At 37.4% G+C, this 14,394-nt stretch carries 12 protein-coding genes; 5 read left to right on the forward strand and 7 right to left on the reverse strand.

From position 1 onward, the window contains the following. Positions 1-74 precede the first annotated feature (74 nt). On the forward strand, positions 75-1,250 hold the full coding sequence (locus AC4BC4_RS15260; RefSeq protein ID WP_490476276.1) for a tyrosine-type recombinase/integrase: 1,176 nt from the start codon (positions 75-77) through the stop codon (positions 1,248-1,250). Positions 1,251-1,355: 105 nt separating this feature from the next. On the opposite strand, the gene rpsI is transcribed toward AC4BC4_RS15260, so the two are convergent. After that, complete coding sequence (gene rpsI, locus AC4BC4_RS15265; protein ID WP_010762225.1) at positions 1,356-1,748, reverse strand: 30S ribosomal protein S9; 393 nt, start codon at positions 1,746-1,748, stop codon at positions 1,356-1,358. 13 nt (positions 1,749-1,761) lie between these two features. Then, positions 1,762-2,208, reverse strand: coding sequence for a 50S ribosomal protein L13 (gene rplM / locus AC4BC4_RS15270; protein ID WP_303393681.1), 447 nt, complete (start codon positions 2,206-2,208; stop codon positions 1,762-1,764). A gap of 364 nt (positions 2,209-2,572) precedes the next feature. On the opposite strand from rplM, the gene AC4BC4_RS15275 reads away from it, so the two are divergent. Both AC4BC4_RS15275 and argH read left to right on the forward strand, forming a co-directional pair. Then, entirely contained in the window at positions 2,573-3,784 is a 1,212-nt protein-coding gene (locus AC4BC4_RS15275) for an argininosuccinate synthase (protein WP_490476277.1), read from the forward strand. 252 nt (positions 3,785-4,036) lie between these two features. After that, positions 4,037-5,422, forward strand: coding sequence for an argininosuccinate lyase (argH, locus tag AC4BC4_RS15280; protein ID WP_490476278.1), 1,386 nt, complete (start codon positions 4,037-4,039; stop codon positions 5,420-5,422). A gap of 54 nt (positions 5,423-5,476) precedes the next feature. On the opposite strand, the gene AC4BC4_RS15285 is transcribed toward argH, so the two are convergent. The 3 genes from AC4BC4_RS15285 to AC4BC4_RS15295 all read right to left on the reverse strand — a co-directional run bounded on the left by AC4BC4_RS15285 (position 5,477) and on the right by AC4BC4_RS15295 (position 8,414). After that, the gene (locus AC4BC4_RS15285) at positions 5,477-5,965 is read right to left on the reverse strand and encodes a Dps family protein (protein WP_490476279.1); all 489 of its coding nucleotides are present in this window, start codon (positions 5,963-5,965) and stop codon (positions 5,477-5,479) included. A gap of 116 nt (positions 5,966-6,081) precedes the next feature. Beyond that, entirely contained in the window at positions 6,082-6,822 is a 741-nt protein-coding gene (locus AC4BC4_RS15290) for a DUF5105 domain-containing protein (RefSeq protein WP_490476280.1), read from the reverse strand. A gap of 62 nt (positions 6,823-6,884) precedes the next feature. Then, entirely contained in the window at positions 6,885-8,414 is a 1,530-nt protein-coding gene (locus AC4BC4_RS15295; RefSeq protein ID WP_490476281.1) for a gluconokinase, read from the reverse strand. A gap of 102 nt (positions 8,415-8,516) precedes the next feature. On the opposite strand from AC4BC4_RS15295, the gene AC4BC4_RS15300 reads away from it, so the two are divergent. Next, a complete protein-coding gene (locus tag AC4BC4_RS15300; protein WP_490476282.1) occupies positions 8,517-9,203 on the forward strand; it encodes a prepilin peptidase in 687 nt (228 codons plus the stop codon). A 44-nt stretch (positions 9,204-9,247) separates the two neighbouring features. On the opposite strand, the gene msrA is transcribed toward AC4BC4_RS15300, so the two are convergent. Further along, positions 9,248-9,781, reverse strand: coding sequence for a peptide-methionine (S)-S-oxide reductase MsrA (msrA, locus tag AC4BC4_RS15305; RefSeq protein ID WP_490476283.1), 534 nt, complete (start codon positions 9,779-9,781; stop codon positions 9,248-9,250). A gap of 137 nt (positions 9,782-9,918) precedes the next feature. On the opposite strand from msrA, the gene AC4BC4_RS15310 reads away from it, so the two are divergent. Beyond that, positions 9,919-10,638: a glucosamine-6-phosphate deaminase gene (locus tag AC4BC4_RS15310; RefSeq protein ID WP_490476284.1), complete on the forward strand. Its 720-nt coding sequence runs from the start codon at positions 9,919-9,921 to the stop codon at positions 10,636-10,638. A 47-nt stretch (positions 10,639-10,685) separates the two neighbouring features. On the opposite strand, the gene rpoC is transcribed toward AC4BC4_RS15310, so the two are convergent. Continuing rightward, positions 10,686-14,339, reverse strand: a complete 3,654-nt coding sequence (rpoC, locus tag AC4BC4_RS15315) for a DNA-directed RNA polymerase subunit beta' (protein WP_438757860.1) — start codon at positions 14,337-14,339, stop codon at positions 10,686-10,688. Positions 14,340-14,394: the final 55 nt, after the last annotated feature.

Consider the following 14,394-nt stretch of genomic DNA (forward strand, 5'->3'; position numbering starts at 1 on the left):
CTACACTCAAAAAATAGTGTTCTCATATTCTGATGTGCAAAAGAAAGTGAGAAGATAACATGGCTATACAGGAAATGGATAATGGAAAATACAAAGTTAATGTCTACATGGGAGCAGGCTTTTCAAGGTTTGTCTCCTATGCAGATACTAAAAATGAAGCTCTGATTCTTGAACAGGAAGCCAAGCTTCAAAAATTGAAAGGAGAAGTAAAAAAGAAAAAAGGTGACTACACATTTGAAGAGGTTTATAAGGTTTGGTGGAAGCAAAAATATATTGTAACAAAACACCATGAACAAAGTACACTAGATCAGACAGAAAGCATCTTTCGACTTCACATTCTCCCCTATTTAGGAAGCAAGAAAATTAAAGCTGTATCTTTCGATACTTTAGAAAGCCTTCAAATTTTGTGGGCTTTTGGCGACAAAGAGAAAAAAATTAAACCTTACACCAATTTCAAATTCTGTGTCTCTTACACAAAGCAAGTAATGAAATATGCGCTACTAAAAGGATATATTTCTAATAATCCTTATGAGCTACTTGAGATGCCTGTAAATGAAGCTCTCAAACGGAAAAAAGAAAATAAGAGACAACAAAAATACTATTCTGTTGAGATTATCCAACAGTCACTAGAGTTAATGAAAAGAGAGCATGGCTTCCAAAATTATGTCCTTCTAGCATTAACTTACTATCTCGGCGCAACGAAAGGTGAAATTTATCCTCTTGTGTGGGCTGACATTGACTTCAAAAAACAACTAGTTTCTTTGTCTCACAAGTTAGTAAAGAACCCTGAAACTAAGAGATATGAGCGTGTAAGAGGTATGAAAAATGGCTATCGTTTTCGTGACGTGCCAATTAATGAAACCATTGTAAATCTATTGAAGGAATGGAAACAAAAACAAGCTGTTGAGTTAAAACAATTAAATATCAAACAGACACAAAAGCAATTTTTATTCACTTATGTAAATCAAATGGGTGACGTTAATCAACCACTTCACACAGATTGGTTAAACAATAAATTGAATCATTTAGAGAAAAAATACAACCTTCCGCATATCATTCCTCATGGTTTAAGACACACCTTTGTATCAGATTTACTGAACCAAGGAATTGACGGTTTAATTATCAAATCTCTTGTCGGTCATGCAGAAACCTCAAACATGATTCGAGACGTTTACGGACATACGAACGACCAGACAAAAATAGACACACTTAAACGTTTGGAAGAATATAGACAAGCGAATCAAGAGTAATTAGTTACGAAGTACAAAAAAGTCGTAACCAAACTCGTAACCAAATCAAAAAAAGACACCTTCCAAAAACTGGAAAGTGTCTTGAAATCCTTGATATAACAAAGATTAACGTTTTGAGAACTGTGAAGCTTTACGAGCTTTCTTAAGACCTGGTTTTTTACGTTCTACCATACGGGCATCACGAGTAAGAAGTCCAGCGCGTTTTAAAGCAGCACGGAAATCAGGATCTACTTCTAATAATGCACGAGCGATTCCGTGACGGATCGCACCTGATTGACCAGAGTAGCCTCCACCATTAACGTTTACCATTACATCATAAGCGCCTTTAGTTTCAGTTACACCAAATGGTTGGTTGATAACTTCACGCAAGTCAGCGTGTGGAATATATTCTTCAACATCTTTTTTATTTACAGTAATTTTACCAGTACCAGGTACTAAACGTACGCGGGCAACTGCATTTTTACGACGGCCAGTGCCGATATATTGTACTTGAGCCAATGAATTTCCCTCCTTAAATTAGGTTAGTAATATCTAATACTTCTGGTTGTTGTGCAGCATGTGGATGCTCAGCTCCACCGTATACGTTCAACTTAGTAAATTGTTTACGGCCTAAAGTGTTTTTAGGAAGCATACCTTTTACAGAAGTTTCGATTAAACGACGAGAGTTTTTATCGCGTAATTCACCAGCAGTAACAGATTTCAACCCACCTGGGTATTGGCTGTGACGGTAGTAAATTTTATCACTTGCTTTGTTACCAGTTAATTTGATTTTGTCAGCATTAATTACAATTACGAAATCTCCAGTATCCACATGTGGTGTGAATGTTGGTTTATTTTTTCCACGTAAGATAGAAGCAACTACAGTTGATAGACGTCCCATTGGGATATCTGTTGCATCTACTACATACCATTTACGTTCTACTTCGCCAGATTTGGCCATATATGTTGTACGCACGATTCTTTCCTCCAATTTTCTATTCGATGTTTGACATTCACTTGAGTTTCCGGGGCTCATTGTGGGGCAAACAATACCATTTAACATGATACCTTCTATCACTAGTAAAGTCAATGAATTTCTGACGTTTTCCACTATTTTTTCTTGCTAATTTTTCTGATTCAAAAATAGTGTCTATTTAAAAAGTGAAAATTACAAAAAAATACGTAATGTATATTATGTAATCTCACAAATAAAAATTGCATAATTTTACTTTTTAATCCATTTTTATGTATATTTATTTATAAAAAGTGTTGATTTTTGCATTTTCAAGTGATATGATGAGAACAATCAAAAAAGAAAATTAGAAAATAAGGAGTGTTACATGATGAAACAAAAAGTTGTTTTAGCTTATTCCGGGGGATTAGATACCTCTGTTGCCGTTAAATGGTTAGTTGACGAAGGATATGATGTAATTGCTTGCTGCTTAGATGTTGGTGAAAAGAAAGATTTAGATTTCATCAAAAATAAAGCATTGGAAGTTGGCGCTTCTGCTTCTTATACCATTGATGCCAAAGAAGAATTTGCGCAAGAATTCGCTTTAATTGCTTTACAAGGGCATACATTCTATGAGCAATCGTATCCATTAGTATCCGCGTTATCCCGCCCACTTATCGCTAAAAAATTAGTAGAATTAGCACACGAGACAGGTGCTACAACGATTGCTCATGGCTGTACAGGAAAAGGGAATGATCAAGTACGTTTCGAAGTAGCGATCAATGCCCTTGCACCTGAGCTCAACGTTATTGCTCCAGTACGTGAATGGAAATGGTCTCGCGAAGAAGAAATCAATTATGCAAAAGAAAAAGGCGTGCCAGTTCCTGCCGATTTAGATAATCCTTATTCCGTTGATCAAAACCTTTGGGGACGTGCCAATGAATGTGGTATTTTAGAGGATCCATGGGCAACTCCGCCAGAAGGCGCTTATGAATTAACGGCTAGTTTAGAAAATACTCTAGATAAAGCAGATATTATCGAGCTAACTTTTGTCGAAGGTGTCCCTACCGCTATCAACGGACAAGAAATGTTGCTATCTGATTTAATTTTGGATTTGAATGATTTAGCTGGTAAACATGGTATTGGTCGAATTGATCATGTAGAAAATCGCTTAGTCGGTATCAAATCACGCGAAGTTTATGAATGTCCAGCAGCGATTACGCTGATGACCGCCCATAAAGAACTAGAAGATTTAACGTTCGTGCGCGAAGTAGCACACTTCAAGCCAATTATTGAAAATCAATTATCTCAAATTATTTATGATGGATTATGGTTTAACCCACTAACTGATGCTTTGATTGCTTTCTTAAAATCTACACAAAAATATGTCAATGGTATCGTTCGAGTAAAATTATTCAAAGGACATGCCATTGTTGAAGGTCGTAAATCACCGAACAGTCTATATAATGAAAACTTAGCAACTTACACATCTGCCGATACGTTCGATCAAGATGCGGCCGTTGGTTTTATCAAACTTTGGGGATTACCAACTAAAGTCAACGCAGAAGTTCAAGCGGCATTAAACAAAAATAAGGAATACTGATGTTATTTGCCTATTTCAATCGACTTATCCTAGGAGAGTTTCTTTTCGATTTGTGGATCGAAATAAGGAAATCGATAAGTCTTCATCCGATAATTAAGCTCGTTGCAACGAAGAACAAGAATTTCCGCTTAAAAATTGATTCTTGTCCGCTAATACTATTTCTAATAGATAATTCATAAGTAAACAGATCATCTGCTTTGAAAAATAGGTGATCACTTACTTATTCCAATGAATAATAATGAGGTGTTTATGATGGCAAAATTATGGGGTGGACGTTTTGAAGGAAAAAATGAAGCCTGGATAGATGCATTTGGGGCTTCTATTACATTTGATCAAAAATTAGCCCAACAAGATATCACTGGAAGTTTAGCGCATGTAAAAATGCTTGCAAAGACAGGTATTTTAACCGAAGAAGAGGCTGAACAGATTACACTTGGACTTACTACTATTCAAAAAAAATTAGTCACCGGCGTCCTTGAATTTAGTATAGAAAACGAAGATATCCATTTAAATATTGAGAAACATCTACATGACGAAATCGGTCCTGTCGCTGGTAAATTGCATACAGGTCGAAGTAGAAACGATCAAGTCGCTACAGACATGCATCTTTACTTAAAGGAAATCGTTCAAGAAGTCATTGAAAAAATCCATTTATTTCGTAAAGTTTTAGTCCAAAAAGCTGAAGAAAATGTTGAGACTATTATGCCTGGCTACACTCATTTACAACACGCGCAGCCTATTTCATTTGCTCATCATATGATGGCTTATTACGGCATGTTGACACGAGATCAAGAACGTTTTTCGGAAAGCTTAAAACGAATCGATATTTCTCCATTAGGATCTGCAGCTCTTGCCGGAACAACTTTTCCGATAGATCGATCCTATTCAGCTGAGTTGTTGGGGTTTTCTTCGATTTATGAAAATAGCCTAGATGGAGTGAGCGATCGGGATTTCATCTTAGAGTTCCTTAGTAACAGTTCTATTTTGATGATGCATCTTTCACGTTTTTGCGAGGAAATAATCTTATGGTGCAGCCATGAGTTTCAATTTATTGAATTGACGGATACGTTTTCAACGGGTAGTTCGATCATGCCCCAAAAAAAGAATCCGGATATGGCAGAATTGATTCGTGGAAAGTCAGGTCGCGTATATGGTAATTTATTCAGCCTTTTAACGGTTTTAAAAGGTTTACCGTTAGCTTATAATAAAGACTTGCAGGAAGACAAAGAAGGCATGTTTGATACGTCTCACACAGTTTTAACTAGTTTAGAGATCATGGCAGGTATGGTCGAAACAATGAAACTAAATAAAGAAATAATGGAAAAATCAACTGAAAAAGATTTTTCAAATGCAACAGAGTTGGCAGACTATCTTGCAAACAAAGGAATGCCTTTCAGACAAGCACATGAAGTCGTTGGGAAATTAGTTTTGGACTGTACAAAAAAAGGAATTTATTTGCAAGACGTCCCATTGGAAAACTATCAAGCAATTACATCGTTGATTGAATCAGATATCTACCAAACCCTAGCATCAAAGACCGCCATCGAACGTCGTCATTCATATGGCGGAACTGGTTTTGACCAGGTAAATGCAGCAATCAAACGTAGCAAGTTAAATCTAGAAAGTGAAGAACGCTAAAAAAGCATATGGAAGATAGCCAACTATCTTCCATATGCTCTTATATTATTTAGATTAACGAGTTTTAGCACGTGAATCTGCATCAATACCAGGTGCTTTCCCTAATTTTGCTTGTAACATCCAGATGTTTTTCTCTAGGTCTGTTTTGTTTGCAATAAAGATATCTTGTGTAGAATCATCGCCCTCTTCACCAGAAACTTCAATACCTTTTTGATATAAGTCTGCTAAATAACGATAGCCTTCTACTAATTTTTCCATACGTTCAGGAATCGTACGTTCATATGTGCCAATTTCATCTGCAATACCAGTATGGTCAGCAAATTCTTGTAATGTTGAGTAAGGCGCTCCATCTAATGTAATCAAGCGTTCAGAGATTACGTCTAATTGATCATTGATTTGATCCATGTATTCATCCATTTTAGGGTGCAATGTCAAGAATTCTGGACCACGCATATACCAGTGTGTTTGATGGATCACTACTGAAAACTGGCTTAAGTCTGCAACTAGTTGATTCAATACTTCTTTAGTTTGTTCAAATTTCATTATACATCATCCTCCTAAATTTATATCTACTACAATTGTAGTACGAAACAACAAAAAAGTACACTAATATCTTCATATTTAAAACTTTTCTCATTTAATAATAATTATAAAATGGATCACTGATCATTACTAGGTATCGGTATCATATCCATTGAATCAATGATCTCTTTCGCAACATCATTCAACGCTTCTTGTAATTCCTTATTCATCGTATCTATATCTTTTGAACCAGAAACAAATGCCATAAATAAATTAGATACTGCCGTTTTTTGATTATTTGGTACAAACCATTTGCCTTTTTCTTTCTCTAAACGTAATTTCACTTCAACTGGATCTGTTTTAATTTTTATTGATTTGATTCGTTCTTCCAAGATAGAAAAAGTTGCTTCCAATGTTTTTTGTTCATCCTTGACTATTTCAGGATCTGCCAATGTATCTTTTACTAGTTGTCTCGTCATCTCTTGCATCGCACTCACTAAGTCTAATCCAGTCACATAATAAGTGATTGTGGCTCCTGTTTTCGTTTCATCTATTTGAACGATCTTATAAGTTGCTTTTTCTCTTGTTTGCTTCAAAAGTTCATTTGTTAATTGATCTGCCTGTTTTTCTGGAACTTTTGCTCCTGTCGAAGATAATCCTTTAGCAAAATTTTCTTCAAATGTTTTACTATTGTCATCTAGTTCTTTCCCAACTTGATCACCGTCGCGAAATTCTTTGGTAAAATTACTTTCTTCTTTTTGATAAATCATACGATCAACAAACAACGCACCAGCATCTTCTGCTGAGATCCCTTTAGATCCACAACTTGTCAGAAAAATCCCTGCTAAAACCAAAGAGATAATCCATAACTTTTTCATGTCCTTTCCTCCGTTCTCTTACTACTAGTAAAACAAGTTCAGCGCTATTTGTCAAAATAATTTTATTCTAAATCTGCTCTCAATTTCGCTAATTGATGATAACTAGCGGATAATTGCTGCTGTGTTGTGATAAACAGCGGGTAAATCTGTTGATAAATTTCATAGTTTTCTTTATCAGGCTCTACTACTTCATAAATTTCAACTTGCTCACAAGCAGTCTTTAAATCAGAAATTATGCCTAAACTTTGCCAGCCTAACATAACCGCACCTAAAGCCGACGCTTCAACACTTTCAGTTAATGAAAGTTTATACCCAAAGACATCTGCCATCACCTGCTTAAATCCTTTTGAATCAGCAAAACCACCTGTCGCTCGTATTTCTCTTACTGATCCGCCTAGCTCTTCTAATTCTGTCAAAATTCGCTTTAAATTCAAACAGATCCCTTCAATCACTGCACGCATCATGAGTTTGTCATCATGATTTCGCTTCAATCCAATAAAACCACCAGCAGCTTCCGCATCCCATAGCGGGGCACGTTCTCCAAGTAAATAAGGATGAAACATCAATCCCTTGGCACCTACCGAGGTTTCCATTACACGATTCATTACTGCATCATAAGGATTTTTTCTAGCTTCACGAGCTTCCGTCTGGGCCTCTTTTAATAATGTTTCACATGCCCAATCAAAAATCCCAGCACCATTACTGGTAGCTCCTCCGATAACCCAATAGTTTTCATCTAGAACGCAGCAAAAAGTCTCCGCTTGTGGATGCGTACAAGGTTGTTCAACAATATAGCGCACAGCTCCACTTGTTCCAACCGTCAACGTAGCCGTACCTTTTTCTATAGCACCCAATCCTAAATTAGATAACGGACCATCTGCCCCTCCCAATACAAAAACTGTTTTTGCGGTTATTCCCAATTGCTCTAACCATTGCGCACCTAAACCTATTAATTGGTGAGTTGGTGTAACCAACAATGGCAACTGCTCTTTTGTGATTCCCATCTCGGCTAAAGCTTGTTGATCCCAAATGAGATCATGAATATTTAAAAATCCAGTCCCAGAAGCTGTACTGATATCCGTGATATATTGATCAAATAATCGATAAAAAACGTACTCTTTCATACCAATAAATTTCTCTGCTTGCTCATATATTTCTGGAAATTCTTGTTTTAACCAACGAATTTTGTGAAATGGAGTCATTGGATGCATCGGCAATCCTGTATTTTGATACATCATTTTTCCTAAAGACGTATCCTTTAGTTCTTCTGCATATTTTTCTGCACGGTTATCTGCCCAAGTGATGACTCGAGTCAGCGGTTGATTATTTTTGTCCATAACAATCAACCCGTGCATCGCTGTAGAAAAAGAGATAAGTGAAATTTCAAGAGGCTGTACATCACTGACCACCTGCTGGATACACATGATCACTGCTTGAAAAATTTGCTCCACATCTTGTTCTGCCATGCCTTCTGTTTCCTGAATAAGTGGATAACGAACGTAGGCAGATGCCTGAACTGTTCCATTTGCTCTGAAAGCGACCGCTTTTGTCTGCGTTGTGCCAATATCCACACCAATTGCTATTTTTTTCATTTTCTCGCCTCATTTCTCACTTTCATTATTCCTAATAAAAAAATATTTGTCTAGTTAAAAAAGCATTTAAATGCGTATTTATTATTATGAAAGGAGATTTTTATGTCGATTATTTATTTTATCTTTGGTTGTGTGATTGGTTCGTTTCTTTGTTTGGCAGCTGAGCGAATTCCTATAGGTAAATCTATCTTATATCCCGCTTCTCATTGTTTTTATTGCCAGACTAAGTTGACCGTTTTTGAAATGATTCCGATTATTTCTATAATTTTTCTACGCTTTCGTTGTCGTTATTGTGGGTATAAATTATCATCCGTTTATTTTCACAGTGAGATGATTTGTGGGTTGCTTTGTTTTTTTGTTGCTTTTAAGTCTGCTTATCCGTTGTATTCTCTTTGCTTTTTATTTACAGCAGTTACCTTATCTTTAACAGACATATTCTATTTAATCGTTGAGCCTAAAATTTTTTTTCCATTCTCTATTTTATTATGGTTCGGGCATATTTATTTAGCTTTGCCGATTTATTTTTTCACAGGTACTATTATTTTCTTTAGCCTACATGCCTTAAACTATATCTTATCTGATTCCGTGGGAGGCGGAGATATTCTCCTACTAACTTTATGGGGAGCGCTCTTAGGCACTGAATCTCTTATCCTTTTATTATTCATTGCCAGCAGTAGTGGGTTGCTTTTTCTTTTAGTTGCCCGATATATTTTAAAGAAAGAAATACGGCAACTTCCCTTTGTACCATTTTTGAGCATCGGATTATTTTTTGTGTTTTTATGTAAATAAGTAACGAGACAAAAGTATAATCTGCTTCTGTCTCGACTTATAAGTTATTTATCTTTCCAATTTTTCCGAATAAATCCAGCACGTCCAGAGCCTTCTTTATATAGGTTATAATGTACGCTATGTTTCTTATAATAATCTTGATGATAGTCTTCTGCTGGATAAAAAGTTTGGGCTGGCTCGATTTTGGTCACGATTGGTTGTGTAAAACGGTCACTTGCTTGTAATGCAGCTTTCGATTTTTCTGCGATTTCTTTTTGAGTCTCATTTGCATAAAAAATGACTGGACGATAGGAATCGCCCCGATCAGCAAATTGTCCTAAAGCATCTGTTGGGTCTGTTTGCTGCCAATAGGTTTCCACCAGTTTTTCATATGGGATCATCGTGGGATCATATGTTATTTCAACAGCTTCTGTATGACCCGTCAAACCAGTCGTGACTTGTTCATAGGTTGGATTTTCAACGTGTCCTCCTGTATAGCCAGCGACAACTGATATAATACCCGTTTGCGTATCAAAAGGTTTTATCATGCACCAGAAACAGCCTCCGGCAAAAATTGCTTTCTCATAATTATGTTCCATTATTACGTCACCTCTTTTTTTCTTTATCATAAGCCGAATAAAAAAATAATGATATTGATTTGCTTGTAAAAAAATTTTATTGACATGGGATGGTTCCCACATGATAAATTGAATAAAAAGAAGGAGATGTCAATACTATGAAAATCATCATTGAAGAAAACTACGAAAAAATGAGCCGTGTCGCTGCTAATATTCTACTAGGAGAAATGTATCAACATAAACGAGTTAATCTGGCAATTACAGCTGGCTCAACACCCGTCAAAATGTATGAATATTTGGTTACTGACACAAAAAATAAGGCCTATTTTGATAATGTTCATTATTATAACTTCGATGAAATCCCATTCAAAAAGAAAAAAGGACAAGGCGTAACAATGACAAATCTCAATAACCTCTTCTTTAAACCAGCAGAAATTCCTGAAAGCCAGATTCATCCATTAGATGAAACGAACTACCAATCACAGGACAAAAGAATTGAACAAGACGGTGGATTAGACTTGATTCTGCTAGGTATCGGAGCAGATGGCCATTACTGTGGAAATCTACCAGGAACAACCAAGTTTGAAGACTTAACTTCTTATGTTGGAGAAGATGCTACTGAGAACATGAAAGATATCCTACTAAACGAAGTAGGCGGAGATGAGAATGAACGTCCAGACTTTTATGTGACCATGGGTCCAAAAAGCGTGATGCAAGCCAAAGAAATTGTGCTATTTGCTACCGGAAAGAAAAAAGCGAATATCATCAAACGTGCTTTCTTTGGTCCAATTACAAACGAAGTTCCAGCTTCTTTATTACAAACACATCCGAACTTAACACTTGTTTTAGATCAAGAAGCTGCTTCAGAGCTTAACTAAGTAAAAAAGGCTTGAAATCAATTGATTTCAAGCCTTTTTCTATTTAACTATTTATTCAACTCATTCAAAGCATCTTCAGCAGCCATTTGTGCTTCAATATCAGAGATACTGTAGACATTTTCACTCGCTACGCCAACTTCTTTTGGTTCCATGTTACGGTAACGAGCCATACCAGTACCAGCTGGGATGATTTTACCGATGATAACATTTTCTTTCAAACCAAGTAATGGGTCTTTTTTGCCACGGATCGCAGCATCTGTTAACACACGAGTCGTTTCTTGGAATGACGCAGCAGATAAGAAACTGTTTGTTTCTAATGATGCTTTTGTGATTCCTAGTAAGACTGGACGGCTTGTTGCAGGAACGCCGCCGGCTACTAATGTGTCATAGTTACGATCTTTAAATTCAGCGATATCTAGTAATGTACCTGGTAAGATTTCAGTGTCACCTGGATCCATGACACGAACTTTACGAAGCATTTGACGCACCATTACCTCGATATGTTTATCGCCGATTTCTACCCCTTGCATACGGTAAACGCGTTGTACTTCACGTAATAGGTAGTTTTCAACTGATAAAACATCGCGAACTTGTAGTAGTTGCTTAGGATCGATCGAACCTTCTGTCAATGGTTCACCACGACGGATCGTATCGCCTTCCGCAACTTTCATACGAGCTGTATAAGGAACTGTATACGTACGTGTATCAGTTTTCCCTTTGATCGTTACTTCTTTTTGACGTGTTGCAGGATCTTCAGAAATATCGATCACTTCACCGGTTACTTCTGTGATGACTGCTTGCCCTTTAGGATTACGTGCTTCAAAAATTTCTTGGACACGAGGTAGACCTTGCGTAATATCATCTCCGGCAACCCCACCTGTATGGAACGTACGCATTGTTAATTGAGTACCAGGCTCTCCGATTGATTGAGCGGCAATTGTACCAACTGCCTCACCAACTTCAACACCAGAACCCGTTGCTAAGTTACGGCCGTAACAGTGTTTACATACACCATGTTTGGTATTACATGTAAATACGGAACGGATCGTTACAGTTTCAACACCAGCATCAATGATTTCTCTTGCAAGATCTTCTGAAATCAATTGATCTTCACCGATAATCATTTTGCCTGTTTCAGGATGCATAACGGCTTTACGAGTGTAACGTCCAAGTAGACGTTCTTCTAAAGGCTCGATGATTTCATTTCCTTCACGAATAGATTGAATCACTAGACCACGGTCAGTTCCACAATCGTCTTCACGAATGATAACATCTTGTGCAACGTCAACTAAACGACGAGTCAAGTAACCTGAATCAGCTGTTTTCAAGGCGGTATCGGTCATCCCTTTACGGGCTCCATGGGTAGAGATAAACATTTCTAAGACAGAAAGTCCTTCACGGAAGTTAGAGATGATCGGTAGTTCCATGATACGGCCATTAGGTGCGGCCATCAAACCACGCATACCAGCAAGCTGAGTAAAGTTGGAGATGTTACCACGGGCCCCAGAATCCGACATCATGAAGATTGGATTTTTAGCATCCATACTTTCAATCAGTTTTTGTTGGATCTCATCTTTGGCTTTGTTCCAAACAGCAATAACACGTTCATAACGTTCGTCATCTGTGATCAGACCACGACGGAATTGTTTCGTAATATTTTCTACTTGTTTATGCGCATCATCAATGATTTCTTGTTTCTCATGCAATACCATGATATCCGCGATACCAACAGTCATACCAGCATGAGTAGAATGTTTATACCCTAAGTCTTTCATTCTATCAAGCATCTTAGAAGTTTCAGTGATATGGAATCTCTTGAAGACTTCAGCAATGATATTTCCTAAGTTTTTCTTCTTGAATGGTAAGACTAGTTCTTGTTCTTTAATGTGAGTAGGAATGTCTGTACCCGCTTCTACAAAGTAATTATCTGGCGTTTGTACCGTTAAGTTGTAATCCGTTGGTTCATTCAAGTAAGGGAATTCTATAGGCATGATTTCATTAAAGATGATCTTCCCTACCGTTGTAATTAAAATACGTTCTTTTTGCCAATCCGTAAATGGTTTGTCACCAAGTAATGTTGTTTGAACTCCGATACGTGAGTGTAAATGCACGTATCCATTACGCCATGCTAAAACAGCTTCATTCATGTCGCGGAAGATCATACCTTCCCCTTCACGTCCTTCTTCTTCCATTGTTAGGTAGTAGTTCCCTAAGACCATATCTTGAGAAGGTGTTACAACTGGTTTACCATCTTTTGGATTCAAAATGTTTTGAGCAGCCAACATCAGCATACGTGCTTCTGCTTGCGCTTCTTCATTTAACGGAACGTGAACGGCCATTTGGTCACCATCGAAATCGGCATTATAGGCTTCACAGACTAATGGGTGAAGACGGATTGCACGACCTTCAACTAATACTGGTTCAAAGGCTTGGATACCAAGTCTATGCAGTGTAGGTGCTCGGTTAAGCAATACTGGATGCTCTTGAATAACTTCTTCTAAGATATCCCAAACTTCATCTTCTCCGCGTTCGATTTTACGTTTTGCGTTTTTGATGTTTGTTGCAATTTCGCGTTGAACTAACTCACGCATTACAAATGGTTTGAATAATTCAATTGCCATTTCTTTTGGCAAACCACATTGAAACATTTTCAAGTTAGGTCCTACGACGATAACTGAACGACCAGAGTAATCGACACGTTTACCCAGTAAGTTTTGACGGAAACGACCTTGTTTCCCTTTCAACATATGAGATAAAGATTTTAATGGACGGTTACCTGGTCCTGTAACAGGACGGCCACGACGACCATTATCGATCAACGCATCCACCGCTTCTTGCAGCATACGTTTTTCATTTTGAACAATGATGTTTGGTGCGTTTAAATCTAATAAACGTTTCAAACGATTGTTACGGTTGATTACACGACGATATAAGTCATTCAAATCACTTGTCGCAAAACGTCCACCTTCTAGTTGAACCATTGGGCGTAAATCTGGCGGGATTACAGGTATAACATCCATAACCATCCAGCTTGGTAAGTTTCCAGAAGCACGGAATGCTTCTAAAATATCCAAACGACGAATCGCACGTGTTCTTTTTTGACCTTGCGCTGATTTTAAATCTTCTTTCAAACCAGCAACTTCGCCATCTAAATCAACGTTATCCAATAATTGTTTAACAGCTTCTGCACCCATTGCAGCAGAAAAACCTTGACCATATTGATCACGTTTGTCGCGATATTCGCGCTCTGTTAATAATTGTTTTTTCTCTAAAGATGTATCTCCAGCATCAATTACCACATAAGAGGCGAAGTAAATGATTTCTTCTAAGGCACGAGGACTCATGTCTAATACAAGACCCATACGAGATGGAATACCTTTGAAATACCAGATATGTGAAACAGGTGCTGCTAACTCGATGTGTCCCATGCGTTCACGACGAACTTTAGAACGAGTTACTTCTACACCACAACGGTCACAAACGATACCTTTATAACGAATACGTTTATATTTTCCACAGGCACATTCCCAGTCTTTAGTTGGGCCGAAAATGCGTTCACAGAACAACCCTTCGCGTTCAGGTTTTAACGTACGGTAGTTAATCGTTTCAGGTTTCTTTACTTCGCCGTAAGACCAGCTTCTGATCTTTTCTGGAGAAGCTAAACCTATTTGCATACTTTCGAATTTATTTACATCGATCAAAAGGGATTCCCTCCATTTCTTGATAGGAAAAGTTAGGGTGAGAAGAAAAATACAG

It is taken from the genome of Enterococcus sp. AMC1086, assembly GCF_058216575.1.